At 47.0% G+C, this 18,400-nt stretch carries 18 protein-coding genes; 10 read left to right on the top strand and 8 right to left on the bottom strand.

Features of this window, described 5'->3' with window-relative positions; translation table 11 throughout:
* Positions 1-2: 2 nt before the first annotated feature.
* Both AC5JBY_RS03800 and AC5JBY_RS03795 read right to left on the bottom strand, forming a co-directional pair.
* Complete coding sequence (locus AC5JBY_RS03800) at positions 3-818, bottom strand: alpha/beta fold hydrolase (protein WP_495903224.1); 816 nt, start codon at positions 816-818, stop codon at positions 3-5.
* Positions 819-918: 100 nt separating this feature from the next.
* Complete coding sequence (locus tag AC5JBY_RS03795; protein WP_495903223.1) at positions 919-2,166, bottom strand: SGNH/GDSL hydrolase family protein; 1,248 nt, start codon at positions 2,164-2,166, stop codon at positions 919-921.
* Positions 2,167-2,384: 218 nt separating this feature from the next.
* Between AC5JBY_RS03795 and AC5JBY_RS03790 the strand changes: the two genes are divergently transcribed.
* The 5 genes from AC5JBY_RS03790 to AC5JBY_RS03770 all read left to right on the top strand — a co-directional run bounded on the left by AC5JBY_RS03790 (position 2,385) and on the right by AC5JBY_RS03770 (position 6,849).
* Entirely contained in the window at positions 2,385-2,825 is a 441-nt protein-coding gene (locus AC5JBY_RS03790) for a MarR family winged helix-turn-helix transcriptional regulator (protein WP_495903222.1), read from the top strand.
* 32 nt (positions 2,826-2,857) lie between these two features.
* The gene (locus AC5JBY_RS03785; protein ID WP_495903221.1) at positions 2,858-4,651 is read left to right on the top strand and encodes an acyl-CoA dehydrogenase FadE; all 1,794 of its coding nucleotides are present in this window, start codon (positions 2,858-2,860) and stop codon (positions 4,649-4,651) included.
* A gap of 181 nt (positions 4,652-4,832) precedes the next feature.
* The gene (locus AC5JBY_RS03780; protein ID WP_495903220.1) at positions 4,833-6,014 is read left to right on the top strand and encodes an N-acetylmuramoyl-L-alanine amidase; all 1,182 of its coding nucleotides are present in this window, start codon (positions 4,833-4,835) and stop codon (positions 6,012-6,014) included.
* A gap of 17 nt (positions 6,015-6,031) precedes the next feature.
* Positions 6,032-6,442, top strand: coding sequence for a Dabb family protein (locus tag AC5JBY_RS03775; RefSeq protein WP_495903219.1), 411 nt, complete (start codon positions 6,032-6,034; stop codon positions 6,440-6,442).
* Entirely contained in the window at positions 6,439-6,849 is a 411-nt protein-coding gene (locus AC5JBY_RS03770) for a DUF2251 domain-containing protein (RefSeq protein WP_495903218.1), read from the top strand. Before AC5JBY_RS03775 ends, AC5JBY_RS03770 begins: the two co-directional genes overlap by 4 nt.
* A gap of 59 nt (positions 6,850-6,908) precedes the next feature.
* On the opposite strand, the gene pgl is transcribed toward AC5JBY_RS03770, so the two are convergent.
* From pgl to AC5JBY_RS03750, 4 genes are all read right to left on the bottom strand, one after another.
* Positions 6,909-7,631 carry a 6-phosphogluconolactonase gene (pgl, locus tag AC5JBY_RS03765; RefSeq protein ID WP_495903217.1) on the bottom strand — a complete coding sequence of 241 codons (723 nt, stop codon included), beginning with the start codon at positions 7,629-7,631 and terminating at the stop codon, positions 6,909-6,911.
* Positions 7,632-7,661: 30 nt separating this feature from the next.
* Positions 7,662-9,203, bottom strand: coding sequence for a glucose-6-phosphate dehydrogenase (gene zwf, locus AC5JBY_RS03760; protein ID WP_495903216.1), 1,542 nt, complete (start codon positions 9,201-9,203; stop codon positions 7,662-7,664).
* Positions 9,204-9,239: 36 nt separating this feature from the next.
* Positions 9,240-10,655 carry an NADP-dependent phosphogluconate dehydrogenase gene (gnd, locus tag AC5JBY_RS03755; protein ID WP_495903215.1) on the bottom strand — a complete coding sequence of 472 codons (1,416 nt, stop codon included), beginning with the start codon at positions 10,653-10,655 and terminating at the stop codon, positions 9,240-9,242.
* Between the two features lie 157 nt (positions 10,656-10,812).
* Positions 10,813-11,223, bottom strand: coding sequence for a c-type cytochrome (locus AC5JBY_RS03750; RefSeq protein ID WP_495903214.1), 411 nt, complete (start codon positions 11,221-11,223; stop codon positions 10,813-10,815).
* 292 nt (positions 11,224-11,515) lie between these two features.
* Between AC5JBY_RS03750 and rbp the strand changes: the two genes are divergently transcribed.
* The 3 genes from rbp to AC5JBY_RS03735 all read left to right on the top strand — a co-directional run bounded on the left by rbp (position 11,516) and on the right by AC5JBY_RS03735 (position 13,692).
* Complete coding sequence (rbp, locus tag AC5JBY_RS03745; protein WP_495903213.1) at positions 11,516-11,818, top strand: RNA-binding regulator; 303 nt, start codon at positions 11,516-11,518, stop codon at positions 11,816-11,818.
* 90 nt (positions 11,819-11,908) lie between these two features.
* Positions 11,909-12,280, top strand: a complete 372-nt coding sequence (locus tag AC5JBY_RS03740) for a YccF domain-containing protein (RefSeq protein WP_495903212.1) — start codon at positions 11,909-11,911, stop codon at positions 12,278-12,280.
* Positions 12,281-12,423: 143 nt separating this feature from the next.
* A complete protein-coding gene (locus AC5JBY_RS03735) occupies positions 12,424-13,692 on the top strand; it encodes a M23 family metallopeptidase (protein WP_495903211.1) in 1,269 nt (422 codons plus the stop codon).
* 4 nt (positions 13,693-13,696) lie between these two features.
* Here AC5JBY_RS03735 and AC5JBY_RS03730 read toward each other — a convergent pair whose 3' ends face one another.
* Positions 13,697-14,506 (bottom strand): hypothetical protein, encoded by an 810-nt coding sequence (locus AC5JBY_RS03730; protein WP_495903210.1) that lies wholly within the window; start codon positions 14,504-14,506, stop codon positions 13,697-13,699.
* A gap of 34 nt (positions 14,507-14,540) precedes the next feature.
* On the bottom strand, positions 14,541-16,691 hold the full coding sequence (locus AC5JBY_RS03725) for a S9 family peptidase (protein ID WP_495903209.1): 2,151 nt from the start codon (positions 16,689-16,691) through the stop codon (positions 14,541-14,543).
* 134 nt (positions 16,692-16,825) lie between these two features.
* Here AC5JBY_RS03725 and AC5JBY_RS03720 point away from each other — a divergent pair, with 134 nt between their 5' ends.
* Positions 16,826-17,173 carry a carboxymuconolactone decarboxylase family protein gene (locus AC5JBY_RS03720; RefSeq protein ID WP_495903208.1) on the top strand — a complete coding sequence of 116 codons (348 nt, stop codon included), beginning with the start codon at positions 16,826-16,828 and terminating at the stop codon, positions 17,171-17,173.
* Positions 17,174-17,242: 69 nt separating this feature from the next.
* Entirely contained in the window at positions 17,243-18,274 is a 1,032-nt protein-coding gene (locus AC5JBY_RS03715) for a 2-oxoacid:ferredoxin oxidoreductase subunit beta (RefSeq protein WP_495903207.1), read from the top strand.
* The last annotated feature ends 126 nt before the right edge of the window (positions 18,275-18,400 follow it).

Here is an 18,400-nt window from a genome sequence, read left to right as displayed (position 1 = left end):
AATTAAGATGCTAAAAGTTCAAGGATCACCGCCACGTTCTTTTCCTGCAACACCTGGTGACCGGTAGGAATTACCTGCAACGTACAGAAAGATTCAATACCACGGCGGAATTTTTCCCCTCGCTCATGACGGATAATACGATCGTATTGCCCATACAACAAACGAACAGGAATTGAATACTGTACAACTGCTTTCTTTATGACAGGAAGATGAGGCTTAATGTTGCGCATACACGTCCAGCGATTATATAATTCCTCGCGCACCTGTTGATCATGAATATAATAACGGGTGAATTTGTAAATACTTTGGTTGATAAGCCCCAACACATTACCGGTTTTTAACAGCCACATGAACCACTGCGGATGCCGCATGGTAAAACGGAACAGGCGGTTACCAATAAACGTACGCGTGGCCAGCCAGTACCATATGTTCACCTTAAGCCCATCAGGCGCCAGCAAAATTACTTTGTCGGTTTGTGCAGGTATCTTTTCCAGCAGGCTCAATGCAACCCTGCCGCCCATGCTGAAACCGGCAAGCGTGAGTCGCCCCATATTACCCCCATGCTCTTGGCAAATGCTGTTGATGATGGCAATCAGATCATCAGCAGAAAATTCAAGACCCTCATTCCAGGTTGTGCCACCATGAAACGGCAGATCAATGGCCAGCAGCCGGTAACCGGCAGGCAGGTAAGATTCCAGAAAACGAAAAGTTTTCTCCGACTCTCCATAGCCATGCAAACAAAGCAGCAGCTTTTCACCACTGCCGCCATAGCTGTAATGAATTGTTGACGACCGGTAATTGATAGAAGCAGATTGCATAAGACACCTGCGATAAAACTACAACATTATTACTAAGTATAATAAGCATACAGCAGGCCCTTGCGAAGCCTGCTGTATAAGAATGGGAGCAATATGATATTTATTTGCTGAACGACTTGGTAAACGATTCCCCATGAGCACCGATAACACGCACAAAATATAATCCGGCGGGCAACTGTACTACTGGAACAGAAACCTGATTAACACCATTACTTACAGATCGTGTAAATCGTTGCAGGGACACACCGCCGCTATTGCGAATGTCGATAGTAATAGCTTGCGCTTGGGCGGCAACGATCTCCAGCTGCAGCCTTTTATCTGCCGGAACAGGATAGATTCTTTGTACAGCCAATGCCGGCAATGCATTCCTGATTATTACGGTCTTTGAATAATACGTGCGGTCCCTTTCACGCACGGCAAGGCGGTAATAGCTGGTGCCCGGCAGTGGCGATTGATCAGTGAAAGAGTAGGAGTGAAGCCCCATTTGATTATTCACGGGCAACTGTTGCAGCAATTCAAAGTCCTGCCCGTTCTGGCTCCGTTGCACAGCAAAAGAGCCCAACGGATCGTCATGCTCAGCCTGCCATTGCACCGCCACCCTTTTATCCTGTAAAGCGGCGGAGAATTGCTGCAATTTCACAGGCAGCGTAATGCCGAATACATTCTTTGCCCTTACCCTCTCAAACAATTGCCGGTGCCCCGCATTGTTGAAGTGTATATTATCACCCGCAGAGTACATGGGTAGAATAGTAGTATCAGCCGGATTATACATCCCGTCCCAGAAATTAAGCGTATTGGCTACGGTAAAACGGTTGATTATAGAATCCTTTATGTCGGCCAACTTGCGCTTCATGGCCGAAGAGGCGAACGCCCCATCTGTTCGTGGCTGTGAAGTAGTGATATAACACTTATTGCCAAGCCGGGTAGCCGAATCATAAATAACCTGCAGGCAAAACATGATCTCGGCAATACTATATACGGTGTATTGATTGGTGGGATAATTAACAATAACCACCCCATTGGCAGGAATAGCCATGCCGGACAAGAGATTTACAGCCTGGGTAACATTATCAGTTGGAAACGGACTCTCACGCATCGGCGGTGGCGTATAACTCGATGGCATACCCCGGTAGCAGCTGGAGCCCGAAATGCCAATATTATAAACAGTATCTACTAAGCCAAGCCCGTTTTTATAATAAAAAGAAAAACGTCTCATCCAGGAACTGTCTAATGGGAATGCACCCTGGCCGGCAACGGTGGAAGACCCCATGCCTACCAATCGCATATTTTGGGCAGATACTGGTACACAAAAAGATACACATACCAGGAGTAGGTAAAGACGTGTCATACGAGGTTGGGTTATCGTTAATAAATAGACGGATACCAGATGGTCGAGGACATTAGAGAGGATATCAGTATAAAACCATTAGAGGGTGGGAAAGCGAAGCTAACGATTTTTCGGCTGCCTTCCACCGGCTACACGTTTCCCCTTAGCAATTTAATTGTCGGAAAACTTGCGGATAAATAAGAAAATACGTAAGTTTGGATAGTTGCACAAACAACTATATGTCAAACAACCAATTCAGAAAAGGCGAACTGTACAGCTTTATTACTGGTAAAGCATCTACAGCCATTGCCCGGCGACTGCAGAAGAAGTTCAATACGGCAGAGTTGAACGTAACCATAGAACAATGGAGCGTTCTATACCATTTGTGGAAGCAGGATGGCATCAGCCAGCAGGAACTGTGCAATGCTACATTCCGCGATAAGCCCAGCATTACGCGGCTGGTAGATAATCTCGAGAAACTGCAACTGGTAAAGAGAGTTTCATCAGACGCCGACCGCCGCATGAACCTCATCTTCCTTACCCGGCAGGCACAAAAGCTCCAGGAACAAAGCATGGGGCTGGCCGAAGAAACATTGAACGAAGCCCTGGAAGGAGTACCGCCGGAACGCATTGAGATTTGTAAAGAAGTACTACAAATAGTTTACGATAACTTAAAATAGCGCTTACCCACTTACAACTAAAAACTTTCCATATGAGCAGCACAACACAACAACAAGCAGGTTTGAAAGGCGGCGAATGGCTGATCAAAGAAGGTTCCGCTTTCGACACCTTCATCCCGGAAGATTTTAATGAAGAACAACAGATGGTGAAAGACATGTGTACCACCTTCCTGGATGCAGAGATCTTGCCGATCATTGACCGCATTGATAAACTGGAGCCCGGCCTGATGCCCTCCCTCGTAGCCAAAGCTGGCGAGCAGGGATTGCTGGGAGCTTCCATTCCGGAAGCTTATGGAGGCCTGGGTAAAGACTTCATTACCTCTACCCTGGTTAATGAAGGATTGGGTGGTGGCTTTTCATTCTCAGTGGCCGTAGCTGCTCATACTGGTATCGGCACATTGCCGATCTTATACTTTGGTACCGACGCACAAAAAGAAAAATACATAACTAAACTGGCTACCGGCGAATGGAAAGGAGCCTACGGTCTTACAGAGCCAGATAGCGGTAGTGATGCACTCGGTGCAAAAACAACGGCCAAGTTAAGCGCCGATGGCAAACATTACTTGCTCAATGGCCAGAAATGCTGGATCACCAACGGCGGATTTGCTGATGTATATACCGTATTCGCCAAAGTAGATGGCGATAAGTTCACTGGTTTCATCGTAGAAAGAAGCTTTGAAGGATTTACACAAGGCCAGGAAGAACACAAAATGGGTATCAAAGGATCCTCTACCGTACAACTCTACTTCCAGGATTGTAAAGTGCCGGTTGAAAATGTACTGGGCGAGATCGGCAAAGGCCATATCATCGCCTTCAACATCCTTAACATAGGACGGTTGAAGCTTTGTGCAGCTGCATTAGGCGCAGCCAAAAGAGCAAGTAATACTACCATACAATACGCCAACACCCGCGAACAATTCAAAACGGCAATTGCCAACTTCGGAGCTATCAAACACAAGCTGGCCGAAATGGCGATTAAGATGTGGGTGGCCGAAAGCGCTTTATACCGTGCTTCCAAATGGATCGACGATAAAGAACAGGAACTATTGGGTGCTGGCAAGCCATTCAACGAAGCGCTACTGGGAGCCGCAGAAGAATATGCCATCGAGTGCGCAATATTGAAAGTATTTGGCAGTGAAATGCTGGACTTTGTAGTCGATGAAGGCGTGCAGGTGCACGGCGGTAACGGCTTCAGCGATGAATACATCATTTCAAAAGGATACCGTGATAGCCGCATCAACCGTATTTACGAAGGCACCAACGAGATTAATCGCCTGCTCACAGTGGATATGGTATTGAAGCGTGCCATGAAAGGCCGTCTGGACCTCATGGGACCGGCGATGGCTGTACAAAAAGAGTTGATGAGCATTCCTGATTTTGGCAGCGGCGAAGAAGAAGCATTCGCTAAAGAAAAGAAAGCCATTGCCAACTTTAAGAAAGCGATCCTCATGACAGCTGGCGCAGCAGTACAGAAACTGATGATGAAGATCGAGAGCGAACAGGAGATACTGATGCACATTGCAGACATGGCTATAGAGACATTCAATGCCGAAAGCGCTTTACTCAGAGTAATTAAACTGGCAGACAAGAAAGGAGAAGCCGCTACCCAGTTCGAGCTGGATATCATGCGCACCTACCTCTATGATGCAGCCGACAGAATTAATAAACATGGTAAGGATGCGATCAACTCCTTTACGGAAGGCGACGAGCAACGAATGATGTTGCTGGGAATAAAACGCTTTACAAAAGTAGAATCCTTCAACAGCAAAGAAGCACGCCGCAGAATTGCTGAGAAGCTTATCAAGGACAATAAGTATCCATTATAAGCACGCAACATTAAGTAACTGATCTACACGATGCAGGGTGGCAGCGCAAGCTGCCACCCTTTTTATATGTCCCCCTGCAAAAGCAGGCAGAAAAAGGCGCACAAATATTTCAAAATACACATGCGTTGCCAGCAATTTGTTGCAAACGAATTTGATATCAGATTGAAGTGTATTTTGCTGTATGAAACAAACTGCACTGACCGTTTTCCTGCTCTTTGTATTGATCAACATTCATGCACAGGACACCATACCCACACACTTTTATGTGAAGACTACTGGCCAGCTTCCCTTTCTTGAATATGGCTTGGGCGATGATCGTCTCGGAGGTGCTAAGATGACTTACCTCGACACCAATGTGGTGCTTAAAGTAGTAGACTCAGTAGGGACAGATTACAAAGTGCAGCTCTCCCGGTATCATACAGCATATGTTGCTAAGTCAAATGTGAAACCAACCGATACATCATTACACATCAAGCCTTATTACCTCACCAATAGTTGGCGCGTATACGGCAATGCTACCCACGACTTCGTTACTGTAAGTATGGAAGAGAAGTTGCCTTACCGCGCGATACAACAAATCAGTCCTTCACGACTGGTAGTAGATATCTTTGGAGCTACTTCCAATACCAACTGGATCACACAAGTAAAGACAGTAAAAGAAATTAAGAACGTCTGGTACGAGCAGGTCGAAGATGATGTAGTAAGAGTATTCATTGAGTTGCAACACCAGCAACATTGGGGACACTATATTTCCTACGACAGTGCAGGCAGGCGGCTCATCATCCGAATTAAACGACAGCCGGAAAAGTTAAAAATAAAGAACCTGGTCATTGCGGTAGATGCAGGACATGGTGGAAGCAACGCCGGAGCATTGGGTACAAAGACCAAAGTGTACGAGAAAGAATACACCCTGCAGTTTGCGCAGGCTTTGCAAAAATACTTGAGCCGCAAAGGAGTAACTGTTTATATGACCCGCACCACAGACGTTGATATCAGCATGCCCGATCGTACCCTCGCCCTCCGCCAGCAAGACCCTAATTTATTAATTAGCCTGCACCTCAACTCCGCCGGCAACCCGTCCGCCAAAGGTACCAGCACCTATTATCGCTACATTGGCTTCCGGCCACTTACCCAATTCGTGCTGGACAGGATGCTCCAACTGGGTTTGGATAATTACGGAAATATCGGCAACTTCAATTTCGCTTTGAGTGGCCCTACAGAATACCCCAATTGCCTCGTGGAAATAGCATTCCTGAGCAATGCAGAAGATGAAAGTAAGATCAGGGACCCCGCCTTTCACAAGGCAGTGGCCAAAAAGATTTATAAAGGAATAAGGGATTGGCTCAAAGCGAATAGGAAGTAAAAACAAAACCTTTTGATATGAGCACCACCCGTCGTGAGTTTATTGCTAATACCGGTAAAGCTGTAGTTGCCGGCGGATTGATTACATTAGCGGAAAATAATACATCCGAAATGGCCGAAAATAAGTTCATCCACCACGTATACTTCTGGTTAAAGAACCCTGACAGCAAAGAAGACAAGGCAAAGCTGGTTGCCGGACTGAAAAAGCTCTCCGCCGTTAAAACCATCAAATGGTTCCACATTGGTGAGCCTGCCTCCACCAGCCGCGAAGTGATCGATGGCAGCTATTCAATCTCATGGTGCACGATGTTTGACAATGGTCCCGACCAGGACAGCTACCAAACAGACCCCATTCACCTGAAGTTCGTAGAAGAATGTTCATCCTTGTGGACAAAGGTGATTGTGTATGATTCCATAGATGCCAAATGAGAGGCTATCTACTCGTCGAAAAACAAATAAATCCCGGTGAGGATACATTCATAGAAAGCCCGTCCAGCGAAAACAACTTTGCCGTTGTTTTTGAGGACGACACTACTACGGGTTATTTCTATGCCCTTGAGTTAACGCCCGGAACGGGGGAACAGCGTATACTGGATGCCCTGCACATATACAATACGGAAGAAATAGCAGACGAAGACAAGCCCTTTCACCTGAAAATAATATGGTCAAGAGATTGGCTCAAATGTGCATTGATCATCAATGCACATTGTCATGCCATCTTTGATTTTGAAAACCAGGGAGGCTACAACCTCAATGAATTTCCGCCACCCAACACCATCTGGACAAAGGGCGACAGGAAATTGACCAACGATCTGATCAATGCTATTTTTACATAAGAAGACCTGACAAGTTTCGTAGTAAGAGAAACCTGTCAGGTCTTATCGTATAAGTTCAATTATTGCACACCGGAAGCCGCCGCTTCATCTACAAACCAGTGCAACTCACCAGAGGCAGGTTGAATGATCTGCGAGGGATATTGATCCACATTACGCGCACCTTTCAATACTTCCTTCAGCGCATTAGCTTTATTACTGCCAAAAGTGAGGAAAGCCACTTTGCGGGCGTTGTTCACGATAGGCGCAGTCAGCGTAATACGGTACATTTCCTGCGGCGCGAGATAAAAAGCCTTTACCCACGCAGTCGCTTCATGAATAACAGCTGTATGCGGGAAAAGCGATAAAGTATGACCATCATCACCCATGCCATTCAGCACAAGATCAAACGTAGCACCTTCAGCCGGAAAATATTGGCGCAATACCTTTTCATATTCAGCAGCAGATTCCTCGGGTCCAATATCAGTCCGCATGATGTGCACCTGATCCTTGACCACAGGCACATGATTCAGCAACTGTTCAAAGGTCATACGGGCATTGTTGCGGCTATCCGTATAAGGAACGGCACGCTCATCACCCCAGAAAATATGCATCCTTTTCCAGTCGATCCTTTCCTTGTAAGGAGAAGAAGCCAGCAATTCATACAAATGCTTGGGAGAATTGCCGCCGGTAACAACCCAGGTAAAACGATCTTGCGTAGCTAAAGTTGATTCAATATTACTGGTGATCCATTCGGCCAATTCCCGGCTCACCGCGTTTGAATCCTTTTGAATATGAAGCTGCATGCAAATAGTCGATAATGAATGATCAATAAGTTACTTCGTGCCCACAGACGATGTGCTGTTAGACTGCTTTTGAATAGGCAGGTTCACCCAGTTATGACCATCGCGGGCTATCAATGCCTCTGCATCTTCAGGGCCCCAGCTATCAGGAGCATAGTTCGGGAAATCCACAGGAGGCCTTGCTTCCCAGGTTTCCAGGATCGGCATGATGATCTTCCACGCAGCTTCCACCTGGTCCGAACGCATGAACAAGGTAGCATTACCTTCCATCACGTCCAGCAACAGCGTTTCGTATGCTTCTGGCTCTTCCTCATCATAAGAGTCTTTATAACTGAAGATCATGTCAACCGGGTTAAGCGTCATCGACTGACCCGGGCGTTTAGCCTGGAAGCGAAGACGGATATCCATTTCAGGTTGAATGCTGATAGTAAGCCTGTTGGGGCGCCATGTTTCAGCCGCTTCCGGAGGGAAAGCGTAAAAAGGAGCGGGACGGAATTGAACGGTAATGATTGTCGACTTTTGGTTCATCCGCTTGCCGGTGCGCACATAGAAAGGCACATCCTGCCAGCGCCAGTTGTCGATATAAAACTTAACAGCCGCAAAACTGTCTATCGGTGAGGTCGGTGATACATTCTTTTCCTGGCGGTAGCCGGAAACCTGCTTGCCCTTCATCCAGCCATCGGAATATTGGCCACGTACTGCATACTTTTGAACCTCTTCAGGCGATATCCTGCGGATGGCATTCAGCACATCCACCTTCTTGTTGCGGATCTCATCAGCTTCAAAAGAAACAGGCGCTTCCATCGCGATCATACACATCAGCTGCAAAATGTGATTCTGCACCATATCACGCAGCGCACCAGAGCTTTCATAATAGTCACCACGACCTTCGGCGCCTACCGTTTCAGCAGCGGTGATCTGTATATGCTCGATGTAATTCTTGTTCCAGATGGGCTCAAACAAGGCATTGGCAAAACGCAGTGCCAGGATGTTTTGAACAGTCTCTTTACCGAGATAGTGATCGATGCGGTAGATCTGCTTCTCGTCAAACATGCTCGACAATAACTGGTTCAGTTCATGAGCACTTTTCAGGTCATGGCCAAACGGCTTCTCCACCACGATGCGGGTACACTTGGTGTCGGAGCAAATATTCAAAGGACCCAGCTTGCTGGCAATATCAGGCACCAGCTGCGGGGCCACAGCCATATAGAAAATAACATTGGGATGTTCGCCAAACTCCTGCTCTTTCTCCTTTACGATGTCGGCGATCTTTTGATAGTCGGCTTCATTCGAAGCGTCCATTTGCAGGTACGATACATTTTGGGAAAAAGTAGCCCATTTGCCATTCTGCTCACCTTTACGGCGGGAGAACTGTTGGATGCCATCCAGCAAATGCTTGCGGTAATCTTCGTTAGAGTAAGGCCTTCTGCCGATGCCTACGATGCTAAACTTATCGGGCATCCAGTTATCGATAAACAGGTTGTATAAGGCAGGAGACAGTTTGCGGTGATTCAGATCACCGCTGCCACCAAAAATGAACAAAAGGGAGGCTGGTGGACGTTTGTGATGTTGCATGGTTAGTTAATTTAAGTCTGGAAGCTATCCTTCCGACTATTTATTCCAGATCGTATGAAAAGTTCCTGGCTGGTCGATACGTTGATAAGTGTGAGCGCCAAAATAATCACGTTGCGCCTGCACAAGATTAATAGGCAACTGACCACTGCGGTAAGCATCGAAATAGCTGATCGCAGTAAGCAGGTTGGCCGCTGCATAATTGTTTTGGATCGCAGAAACAGCTACAGCGCGCAGGTTTTGCTCCTTGCCTTGCAGCAATTGAGCGATCTGCTCATCTAATAATAAGTTTTCAAGCTGCGGGTTCTTAGTATAGATCTTGGTAAACAGGTCGAGCAGGGAAGAGCGGATGATACAACCACCGCGCCATACGCTTACCACTTTTGGCATGGGAATTTGCATATCCAGGTCAGTAGAAGCCTTGTGCAGCAAAGCAAGACCTTGCGCATAACTGATCAATACACCAAAAAACAACGCATCATGAACCTGTTGGATAAACTCCTCTTTAGGAGTGCCGATCTTGCCAGCCTGAGTCTTATACAGTGATGCCGCTTTTACCCTTTCCTCCTTGATAGAAGAAATATTACGCATGGTAACCGACATATCGATAGTTGGAATAGGTACGCCGATCTCCATAGCGTCTTGCGATGTCCATTTACCCGTGCCTTTCGCGCCAGCCTTGTCAAGGATCACATCCACCAGGCGTTGAGATGACTTATCGTCGGGCTGCAGGAAAATATCGGCAGTAATTTCTACCAGGAACGATTGCAGGTCGCCCTTGTTCCAGGAGTCAAATACCTTGTGCAATTCATCGTTGCTAAGACCAGCGCCGCGGTGCAGCAGGTCATAACATTCACTGATCAGTTGCATAATGGCATACTCAATACCATTGTGCACCATCTTTACATAATGGCCGGCAGCACCCTTACCAAGGTGAGCCACACACGGTTCGCCATTCACTTTGGCAGCAATGGCTTCCAGCATAGGCTGCACGTGAGGATAAGCCTCCTGATCGCCGCCTGGCATGATGCTGGGGCCTGTACGCGCGCCCTGCTCACCACCGGAAACACCTACACCCATAAAATGAATACCCTTTTCCTTGCAGTAAGAAACACGGCGTAAAGTATCAGTATAGTGAGAATTACCACCGTCGATCACGATATCACCCTTTTGGATCAGGGGCAGCAGACTTTCAATAACATCGTCTACCGGTTTGCCGGCGGGAACCAGCATCATGATCTTGCGGGGAGTAGAGAGCTGACTGATCATTTCTTCCAGCGTTACCACCCCTTTTACCGTAGTGCCGGGTGTGGCAGCCGCCTCGAAAGCCGTTGTCTTCTGATTGTCTTTATCAAAGCCGATTACTTTAAATCCGTGATCAGCCATATTCAGTAACAGGTTCCTGCCCATTACGCCAAGGCCGATCATTCCAAAGTCGAATAGTTGTGCAGCCATAAAATTATGAATGAGGAACAAAATTAGGTAGTGCAGATGGTATCAAAAAAAAGAACTATTGGCTATTTTATGTGTTTACTTGTACCAGGAACCGTAAAAAATACAAAAGCCTGCTCTGCATCGGGCAAAACAGGCTTCGTTAAACTATTGTAAACAGCTACTTTTTAGCAGGGACACTGCTTTCAGGATGCTCCTTGCCATGGTGGCAGGTCATACATCCTACAGGAGCCACAGCAGTGGTGTCGCCTTGCTTATAATGGAAATATTTTTTGTTGATCTTGGCCGTCATACGATACATATCGCGGGCCATTTCCTTTTCCGGCTTGTCATCACTGGCAAAGTCCATCTTCTTGGGATCGTCCTTACGGGGCGAGTGGCAAAAACTACAACGTACACCCAGCGCAACCTTCCATTCATCCATGACTTTCTCCAGGTCATCATGACTGATATTCCTGGGCAGCACCTTCAAATTCTTGAAAGTCGGTTTAGGAGGCTTACTCGCAGCAATGCCCGCCAATACCAGGATCACTAACATGAACAAAACAGTCGTCTTCTTCTTAAACAACATAGTTTACAAGCTTTTAGTGAATGAAAATAAGGAAAGGCAATGGCTTACAAAACAAAAAAATTACAATTCTCTGACATTTGACGAGAAGTAGACTGATTGCTTGTATTAACAAAGGATTATTATACGACGATCATTTTGAACATAAAAGGTTGTATATTTGCGGCGTCAATTTGAGGTTTAGCATTTAGTAAGTGAATGATAGTCTGCTACGCATCTCTGCTAATAGTTAATTTGTCTTTCTTACGCTGCTTTTTCTCTCAGATCTTTTATATAATTTAACCAGTATTTTGTTATGAACATTTATGTTTCAAATTTAAGTTTCAACGTTACCGATGAAGACCTGCAGGATTTCTTTGCTGATTACGGTGAAGTTTCTTCTGCCAAAGTAATTACCGACAAATTCACCAACAAAAGCCGTGGATTTGGTTTTGTAGAAATGCCCGATGATGAAGCCGCCCGCAAAGCAGTAGCTGAACTGGATGGTGGTATCGTAGAAGGCCGTGCTATCAAAGTAACTGAAGCTCGTCCCCGTGAAGAGCGCAGTGGTGGCAACGACCGTCGTTCATTCTCTCGCAGCAACAACAACCGTTACTAATCGGTTTCACTGAAATAAATGAAGACCCTCCAACACTGGAGGGTTTTTTTATGCCCTGCCATGTTGCGTTATTTCATATCTTCCACAGCTATGAATCTGATAGGAAACCTCATCTGGCTCATCTTTGGTGGACTCTGGTCGGCACTTGGTTACGTTGTAGGAGGCTTTGTGCTTTGCATCACGGTGGTAGGTATACCCTGGGGCTTACAATGCTTTAAACTGGCTGGCGTGGTACTATGGCCATTTGGCAAGCAGATCGTGCCCAAGCCGGGTGGCACCGGTTGTCTCTCCCTCTTTTGCAACATTATCTGGCTGCTTTGCGGCGGATTATATACGGCATTCATACACCTTGTATTTGCCGCCCTGCTATTTATCACGATCATCGGCATTCCCTTTGCCCGTCAGCACCTCAAACTGATGGAGCTTTCCTTCATGCCCTTCAGTCGTAACGTAATTGGCTAATACCGATAACTCGTTGCCTTGCTGCCTTTTCACAAGATTTTAATCCCCCGGGTTTTTGCCAAACATAAGAAAAGCCCTAACCTTGCGTTATTGCCCATAGGAGATCAATTACAAGCCTCATCCCGCGTACAACCAACCAAAAGATGCAAAGACGCCATTTCACCTGGACCTTCCTTTCCTTTATTATAATGTTGGCGGCAGCCTTCACTTCCTGTAACGGCGGCGATAAACCAGCCACCAGCAATCCCGCTGATTCCCTGTCGAAAGTGGCCAGCACACCACCAGCGCCACCACAAAAGAAATTCGGCTTGCCGGTAGACTCATTTGCTGTGATCGAAAAAACGATCCAGCGCAATGAATTCCTGGCCAACATCCTGGAGTTGTACCAGGTAGATGAGCCCACCATTGCCCTGCTGGCCGTTAAATCAAAAGGAGTATTTGACATCCGCAATATCCGAGCAGGCAATCAATACACGGTGTTCTGTACCAAAGACAGCCTGCAGAAAGCCCTTTACTTTGTATACCAGCCCAACGCTATAGATTATATAGTATACGACCTGCGCGATTCCATCAGCATCTATACAGGCAAAAGAGAAGTGACCACCCGCACACTTACTGCCTCCGGCAAAATAGAAAGCTCATTATACGAAACCTTTAAAAAAGCAGGCGCCGATCCCGGCCTGGCCATGAAGCTGGCAGACATATATGCCTGGTCCATCGACTTCTATTCCATCCATGAAGGCGACTGGTTCAAAGTGGTGTATGAGCAACAATACATCAAGGACGAACCCGTTGAACTGGGTACCATACAGTCTGCCGTGTTTTCACATGACGGAGAACCCTTTTATGCATTTTATTTCCAGGGCGACACTACACAGCCCGGAGAATACTATGACGAACAAGGCAAAACACTGCGCCGTTTCTTCCTGAAAGCCCCGCTGAAGTTTAGCCACATAACATCCCGCTTTACCATGCGACGTTTTCACCCGGTACAAAAACGTTGGAAAGCCCACCTGGGTACCGATTATGCTGCCGGCACAGGTACGCCGATCATTGCTACGGGCAACGGAGTTGTCACCGAGTCACAGTTCTCCCGCTTCAATGGAAACTATGTAAAGATCAGGCACAACAATACCTACACCACACAATACCTGCACATGAGCAGGCGCGCAGTAAAAGGAGGACAACATGTGCGGCAGGGACAGGTCATTGGTTACGTAGGCAGCACTGGCCTCGCTACAGGCCCCCACGTATGCTATCGATTCTGGAAGAACAATAAACAAGTAGATCCTTTACGGCAAAAATTCCCTTCAGCAGAACCCATCTCACAGTCCAACCTACCCGTATTTGACCAATACAAACAGGAACAAACCCAGAAGCTGGAAACGATTAAAATAGAAGCTATCCAATAAAGGATTAGTAATAACTAAAAGTTGTTCGGCTGGTCGCGCTTTGACCGGTACTCGGACCACCAGTAACTTGCATGGCAGCGTTTCGCTCCAAAGGCAAAGAGTCCCTGTAAACATAGCTTTGCTGAACCACCCTTTCATTGATACCAGTGATCAGCTTCATCCGTGTTGGATTATTGATTTGGAATCTGACCGTTGGCAGAAAGATCATGTGATCAAAAAACTCCTTGTACACATCAAATCCGTCCACATTCCTTTTATCATCATACGCTTCAAAAGTAACAACTGAAGTATTACCAGTAGCTGTGTAGGTAGAGGTCATCTGGGATAGGTTGCCATTATCATAGTAGGTAAATTCCTTGGTCTTTTCAAAAAGGCCAGTAGCGATAGGTCGCCATTCCATCCGGCTTACCCGGCCGCGGTTGTCATAACGGATAAACGTTGTTTGCCGTAAGCCAGAGAAATTATATTCCAATACGCTGCTAACCTGGTCACCGGTATAGCGATAAAGCAAATAAGTACTGTCCGGCAAACTCGTTCGTACACTATCGATACGCCCATGCTTATAGAAATAAAAATAAATGCTAAGGCCGCTCGCAAAATTTATGCTTGTCACATACCCCGAATCATCATACGTAAAACCATAATAAGGAGTAGGGGAGTTTTGTATCGATAGCTCACGGAGCCGTACATTCTGTTTATCAGAAATAGGTTTAGGAGTTGGTGAAGGAGTTACATCCTTATTACGGCAGCATGCAACAGACAGCAACACAATGACGGACAATAAGCCCGTATTGGCAGCACAAATAATACGCATAAAATGTTAATTGAATACTATAGCGACAGAACCACTATTTGATCCATCGCTCAAAATATTCCCATGTACGCAACAATTGATCTATCCGTTGCCTGTTATCACCACTTCGGGTGATCTCGTGCGTAGCATTGGGATGGCGCACATACTCCACTGGTCTGTTCAGTGCCTTCAGGCTATGGTACAACATTTCACTTTGCACAAAGCCGGTACGCCGGTCATTATCACCGTGGAAAATAATATAAGGAGTAGTAATGTTTTGCACATAAGAAATAGGCGATTCCCTTTCCAGGATGGCTTTCACTTCTGGCTGCCAGGGATAACCGCCAAAATAATTAGGCACCAGGCGCCAGGCATTGCCTTCACCAAAGAAAGTAGCCAGATCGTATACTCCGCGCTGAGAGCAGGCAGCCTTGAAACGCTTGTCATGAGAAATGATCCACGCTACAAGATAACCAGCGTATGAACCTCCCGTTACTACCAGCTTCGAAGTGTCGGCCCATCCTTCGGCAACGGCCTTATCGAGCGCAGTTAACACGTCACTGGTAGGCCCGGCGCCCCAATCGTTGATATTGCCCCGCAAAAAATCGAGACCATAGCCACCACTGCCACGGGGATTGCAATACACCACGCCATAACCTTTGCTGCAGAAATATTGGAATTCATGCCACATGCTGCTTTCGCCAGGGCCCCACATAGCCGAAGGGCCACCATGAATATTCAGCACTACAGGATATTTTTTGCCGGGCTCATAATTGGTTGGCTTCATCATCCAGTATTCCACGGTCATGCCCTTGCTGTTGGTAAACGTTTTCTTTTCAGGAAACGATAACTTCTTCTGTTGCACCCAGTCATTGAAATTGCCGATCTTTTTCGCATTTTGAGCAGCACCATCTGCCAGGTATAATTCGAAAGGGTTGGCCACTTCCGTTTTTACAAAGACCAGCTTGTTATTTTCAATACCGAAACTGCTGATACCACTGTTCACATCAGTCAGTGGATCTACCTTCTTCGTTTTCACATCGACACGATAAATAGGTGCGCCACCATTACTTTGAGCCGTGAAGTACAGGTACTTTTCATCAGCGCTCCAGGTTACGCCACCCTTGTTGCGGTCGAAAGGGATAGAGACAATATCATTAGCTGTTCCATTGACAGGCATGATCGCCAGTGTGGGAATACTCACAAACGAAGTGTTGCCATACTGAAAAGCCAGCCATTTGCCCGAAGGAGAGAGGCGGGGATTGGAATACACCTTTCCTTCCTCACCCAATAGCATACGAAAGTTGGAGCCATTGGTATTCACCACATAGATTTGGCTCTCGAGAGAACGATCAGGATGCTGAAGCGAGTCGACATCCCCGGCCAGGATCACCTGCTTTCCGTCCGGAGTAAAATCGGCACTGTTAAACCGGTTAAAACCCTTGGTGATCGCTATAGGCGTAGCGCCGGGAACAGCACTGACCACAAAATAATGAGTGAAACTCATATCAGACGATACATTCGTCTCGTCGAGGAAATTGAGCTTATTGAACACACGGGCCTTGCGGTCATTGACATTATTGTCAAGATAAGCCCTCACCTCTTCAAGGCTGCCATCAGGATCAGCCTTGGCAGAAGAAGCCTTTAATTGCTCATTCTTTTGAAAGCCGGGTTTCTCGAAAGGCCATAATGGAACCTGCTTGCCGGGATTGAGCAGCGAGTCTTTCAGGAGCTCTTTTAATGGCACGCCGGCGGCAAATAAAAGCAGCTTACCGTCCGGGCTCCAGGTAGGAGAGGAGGCGCCATACTTGAACCTGGTAAGTTGAATAGCTTCCCCGCCGTCCAGCGACAAAACGAAGATCTGCGCCCTGCCGTCAGCGGCGCGCACAAAAGCCAGCTGCTTGCCATCGGGGCTCCAGGCTGCCTGCGAGGCATTCTCCTTTGAAGTTAATGGCCTGGGAGCCGCGCTGCCATCAGTAGGCACCATCCACAACTGGTTCGTGTATTTATAATCGAGCTTACTATCTCCATCGGGTTCAATGCTGGTAACACTGAAAGCGGCTTTGCTGCCGTCATGACTGAGCGTAACACCACCCAGCGATTTTATCTTGAGCATATCGGTCACCTTAACCGGCTCCCTGCCCTGTCGAGAATAGGCAATTATAGACAGCAGCAACAGAATAGCGGTATTGGATAATTTTCTCATGTAAGTTTTGATTGAAAAATGAAAATACAAATTCATCTTTATTTGACGCTACCGCTGAACAATGAAATTAGGTTGTCACCCTGAGCCTGTCGAAGGGCTACTCTTCCTTAATTTTGACCAATAATTAAATACATATGAGCCAGTTAGTAAATGAATTCAATGAATACCGCACCAAAATGAACGAGGTGATACTGAGCAAGAATAACCTGGTGATGAAACGGTTGTGGAACCTCGACACCAACACCTATGAAGATGGCGCTTTGGACAAAAAGACAAAGGAGTTATTGGGACTGGTAGCCAGCATGGTACTGCGTTGCGACGATTGCATCAAATACCACCTGGGCAAATGCCATGAGCTGGGCGTCAATACAGACGAGATGTACGAAGTGTTTGCGGTAGCCAATATCGTAGGCGGCACTATTGTTATCCCCCACACCCGCCGCGCCGCGGAATACTGGGAAGAGTTGATCGCCGGAAATTGAGAATGTGACGGTTGTTTATTGCTCGCGGCTCAAAGCTCGTAGCTCGCCGCTTTTTCGTAAATTCATGATATGAGCGAAACCACAACAGCCCCCGTATTAACGGCCAAAGACTTTGCCACCGACCAGGAGGTCCGTTGGTGTCCTGGCTGTGGTGATTACTCCATCCTGGCACAGGTCCAGAAGATCATGCCCGGATTGGGTATTCCCAAAGAAAACATCGTCATCATATCAGGCATCGGATGTAGCAGCCGCTTTCCCTACTACATGAACACCTATGGTATGCATTCCATCCATGGGCGTGCTACGGCAGTAGCCAGTGGCCTCAAAGCTGCCCGGCCTGAGCTGAGCGTGTGGATCGTTACAGGCGATGGCGACGGATTGAGCATTGGAGGCAACCATACCATCCACCTGCTGCGCCGCAACTTCGATGTCAACATCATGCTCTTCAACAACCAGATATATGGGCTCACCAAAGGACAATATTCACCCACCTCAGAAGAGCAAAAAGTAACCAAGTCTACCCCCTACGGTAGCATAGATCACCCCTTCAACCCACTGGCGTTGGCCATGGGTGCCGATGCCACCTTTATTGCCCGTACCATGGACCGCGATCCTAAGCACCTGCAGGAATCGCTTATCCGCAGCCACAAACATAAAGGGTCATCCTTTCTGGAGATATACCAGAATTGCAACATCTTCAATGACGGCGCCTTTGAAGCATTCACAGAAAAAGGCACCAAGCCCGATAATACCCTGTTCCTCGAACAAGGCAAGCCGCTCATTTTTGGCGCCCAAAAAAATAAAGGCATTAAGCTGGATGGATTTAAGCCGGTCGTGGTAGACCTGGCAGAGGGAGCAAGCACAGATGACCTGTGGGTACATGACGACCGTGACTTCTACAAAGCACAAATATTGGTACGCATGTTCGACGATCCCCGGATCGAAGGACACCTTCCCCGGCCCTTCGGTGTTTTCTACGAAACCGACAGGCCTTGCTATGAAGAGATGATGGAACTACAGATTCAGGACGTGATCAAATCCAAAGGCAAGGGCGACCTGGATAAGCTCTTACGTGGTCATGAAACCTGGACAATTACCTGATAAGGGTTGATAAAAATCAAAAGCGATAAATGGGGTACTTTTACCCAATCCGGACAATACTTCACTACGTATACTTAAGTGTACACACTTAGACGTGTACCCCAATTCCCCAATCCGCACCCACCA

The sequence above is a fragment of the Paraflavitalea sp. genome (genome assembly GCF_059502485.1).
Note: the sequence above shows the minus strand (reverse complement) of the source record. Positions and strands in the feature narration are given on the sequence as shown.

Bases quoted from the DNA above. Each gene is read 5' to 3' on its own strand.
- AC5JBY_RS03800 (WP_495903224.1), bottom strand. From the start codon at position 818: ATGCAATCTGCTTCTATCAATTACCGGTCGTCAACAATTCATTACAGC.
- AC5JBY_RS03795 (WP_495903223.1), bottom strand. From the start codon at position 2,166: ATGACACGTCTTTACCTACTCCTGGTATGTGTATCTTTTTGTGTACCA.
- AC5JBY_RS03790 (WP_495903222.1), top strand. From the start codon at position 2,385: ATGTCAAACAACCAATTCAGAAAAGGCGAACTGTACAGCTTTATTACT.
- AC5JBY_RS03785 (WP_495903221.1), top strand. From the start codon at position 2,858: ATGAGCAGCACAACACAACAACAAGCAGGTTTGAAAGGCGGCGAATGG.
- AC5JBY_RS03780 (WP_495903220.1), top strand. From the start codon at position 4,833: ATGAAACAAACTGCACTGACCGTTTTCCTGCTCTTTGTATTGATCAAC.
- AC5JBY_RS03775 (WP_495903219.1), top strand. From the start codon at position 6,032: ATGAGCACCACCCGTCGTGAGTTTATTGCTAATACCGGTAAAGCTGTA.
- AC5JBY_RS03770 (WP_495903218.1), top strand. From the start codon at position 6,439: ATGAGAGGCTATCTACTCGTCGAAAAACAAATAAATCCCGGTGAGGAT.
- pgl (WP_495903217.1), bottom strand. From the start codon at position 7,631: ATGCAGCTTCATATTCAAAAGGATTCAAACGCGGTGAGCCGGGAATTG.
- zwf (WP_495903216.1), bottom strand. From the start codon at position 9,203: ATGCAACATCACAAACGTCCACCAGCCTCCCTTTTGTTCATTTTTGGT.
- gnd (WP_495903215.1), bottom strand. From the start codon at position 10,655: ATGGCTGCACAACTATTCGACTTTGGAATGATCGGCCTTGGCGTAATG.
- AC5JBY_RS03750 (WP_495903214.1), bottom strand. From the start codon at position 11,223: ATGTTGTTTAAGAAGAAGACGACTGTTTTGTTCATGTTAGTGATCCTG.
- rbp (WP_495903213.1), top strand. From the start codon at position 11,516: ATGAACATTTATGTTTCAAATTTAAGTTTCAACGTTACCGATGAAGAC.
- AC5JBY_RS03740 (WP_495903212.1), top strand. From the start codon at position 11,909: ATGAATCTGATAGGAAACCTCATCTGGCTCATCTTTGGTGGACTCTGG.
- AC5JBY_RS03735 (WP_495903211.1), top strand. From the start codon at position 12,424: ATGCAAAGACGCCATTTCACCTGGACCTTCCTTTCCTTTATTATAATG.
- AC5JBY_RS03730 (WP_495903210.1), bottom strand. From the start codon at position 14,506: ATGCGTATTATTTGTGCTGCCAATACGGGCTTATTGTCCGTCATTGTG.
- AC5JBY_RS03725 (WP_495903209.1), bottom strand. From the start codon at position 16,691: ATGAGAAAATTATCCAATACCGCTATTCTGTTGCTGCTGTCTATAATT.
- AC5JBY_RS03720 (WP_495903208.1), top strand. From the start codon at position 16,826: ATGAGCCAGTTAGTAAATGAATTCAATGAATACCGCACCAAAATGAAC.
- AC5JBY_RS03715 (WP_495903207.1), top strand. From the start codon at position 17,243: ATGAGCGAAACCACAACAGCCCCCGTATTAACGGCCAAAGACTTTGCC.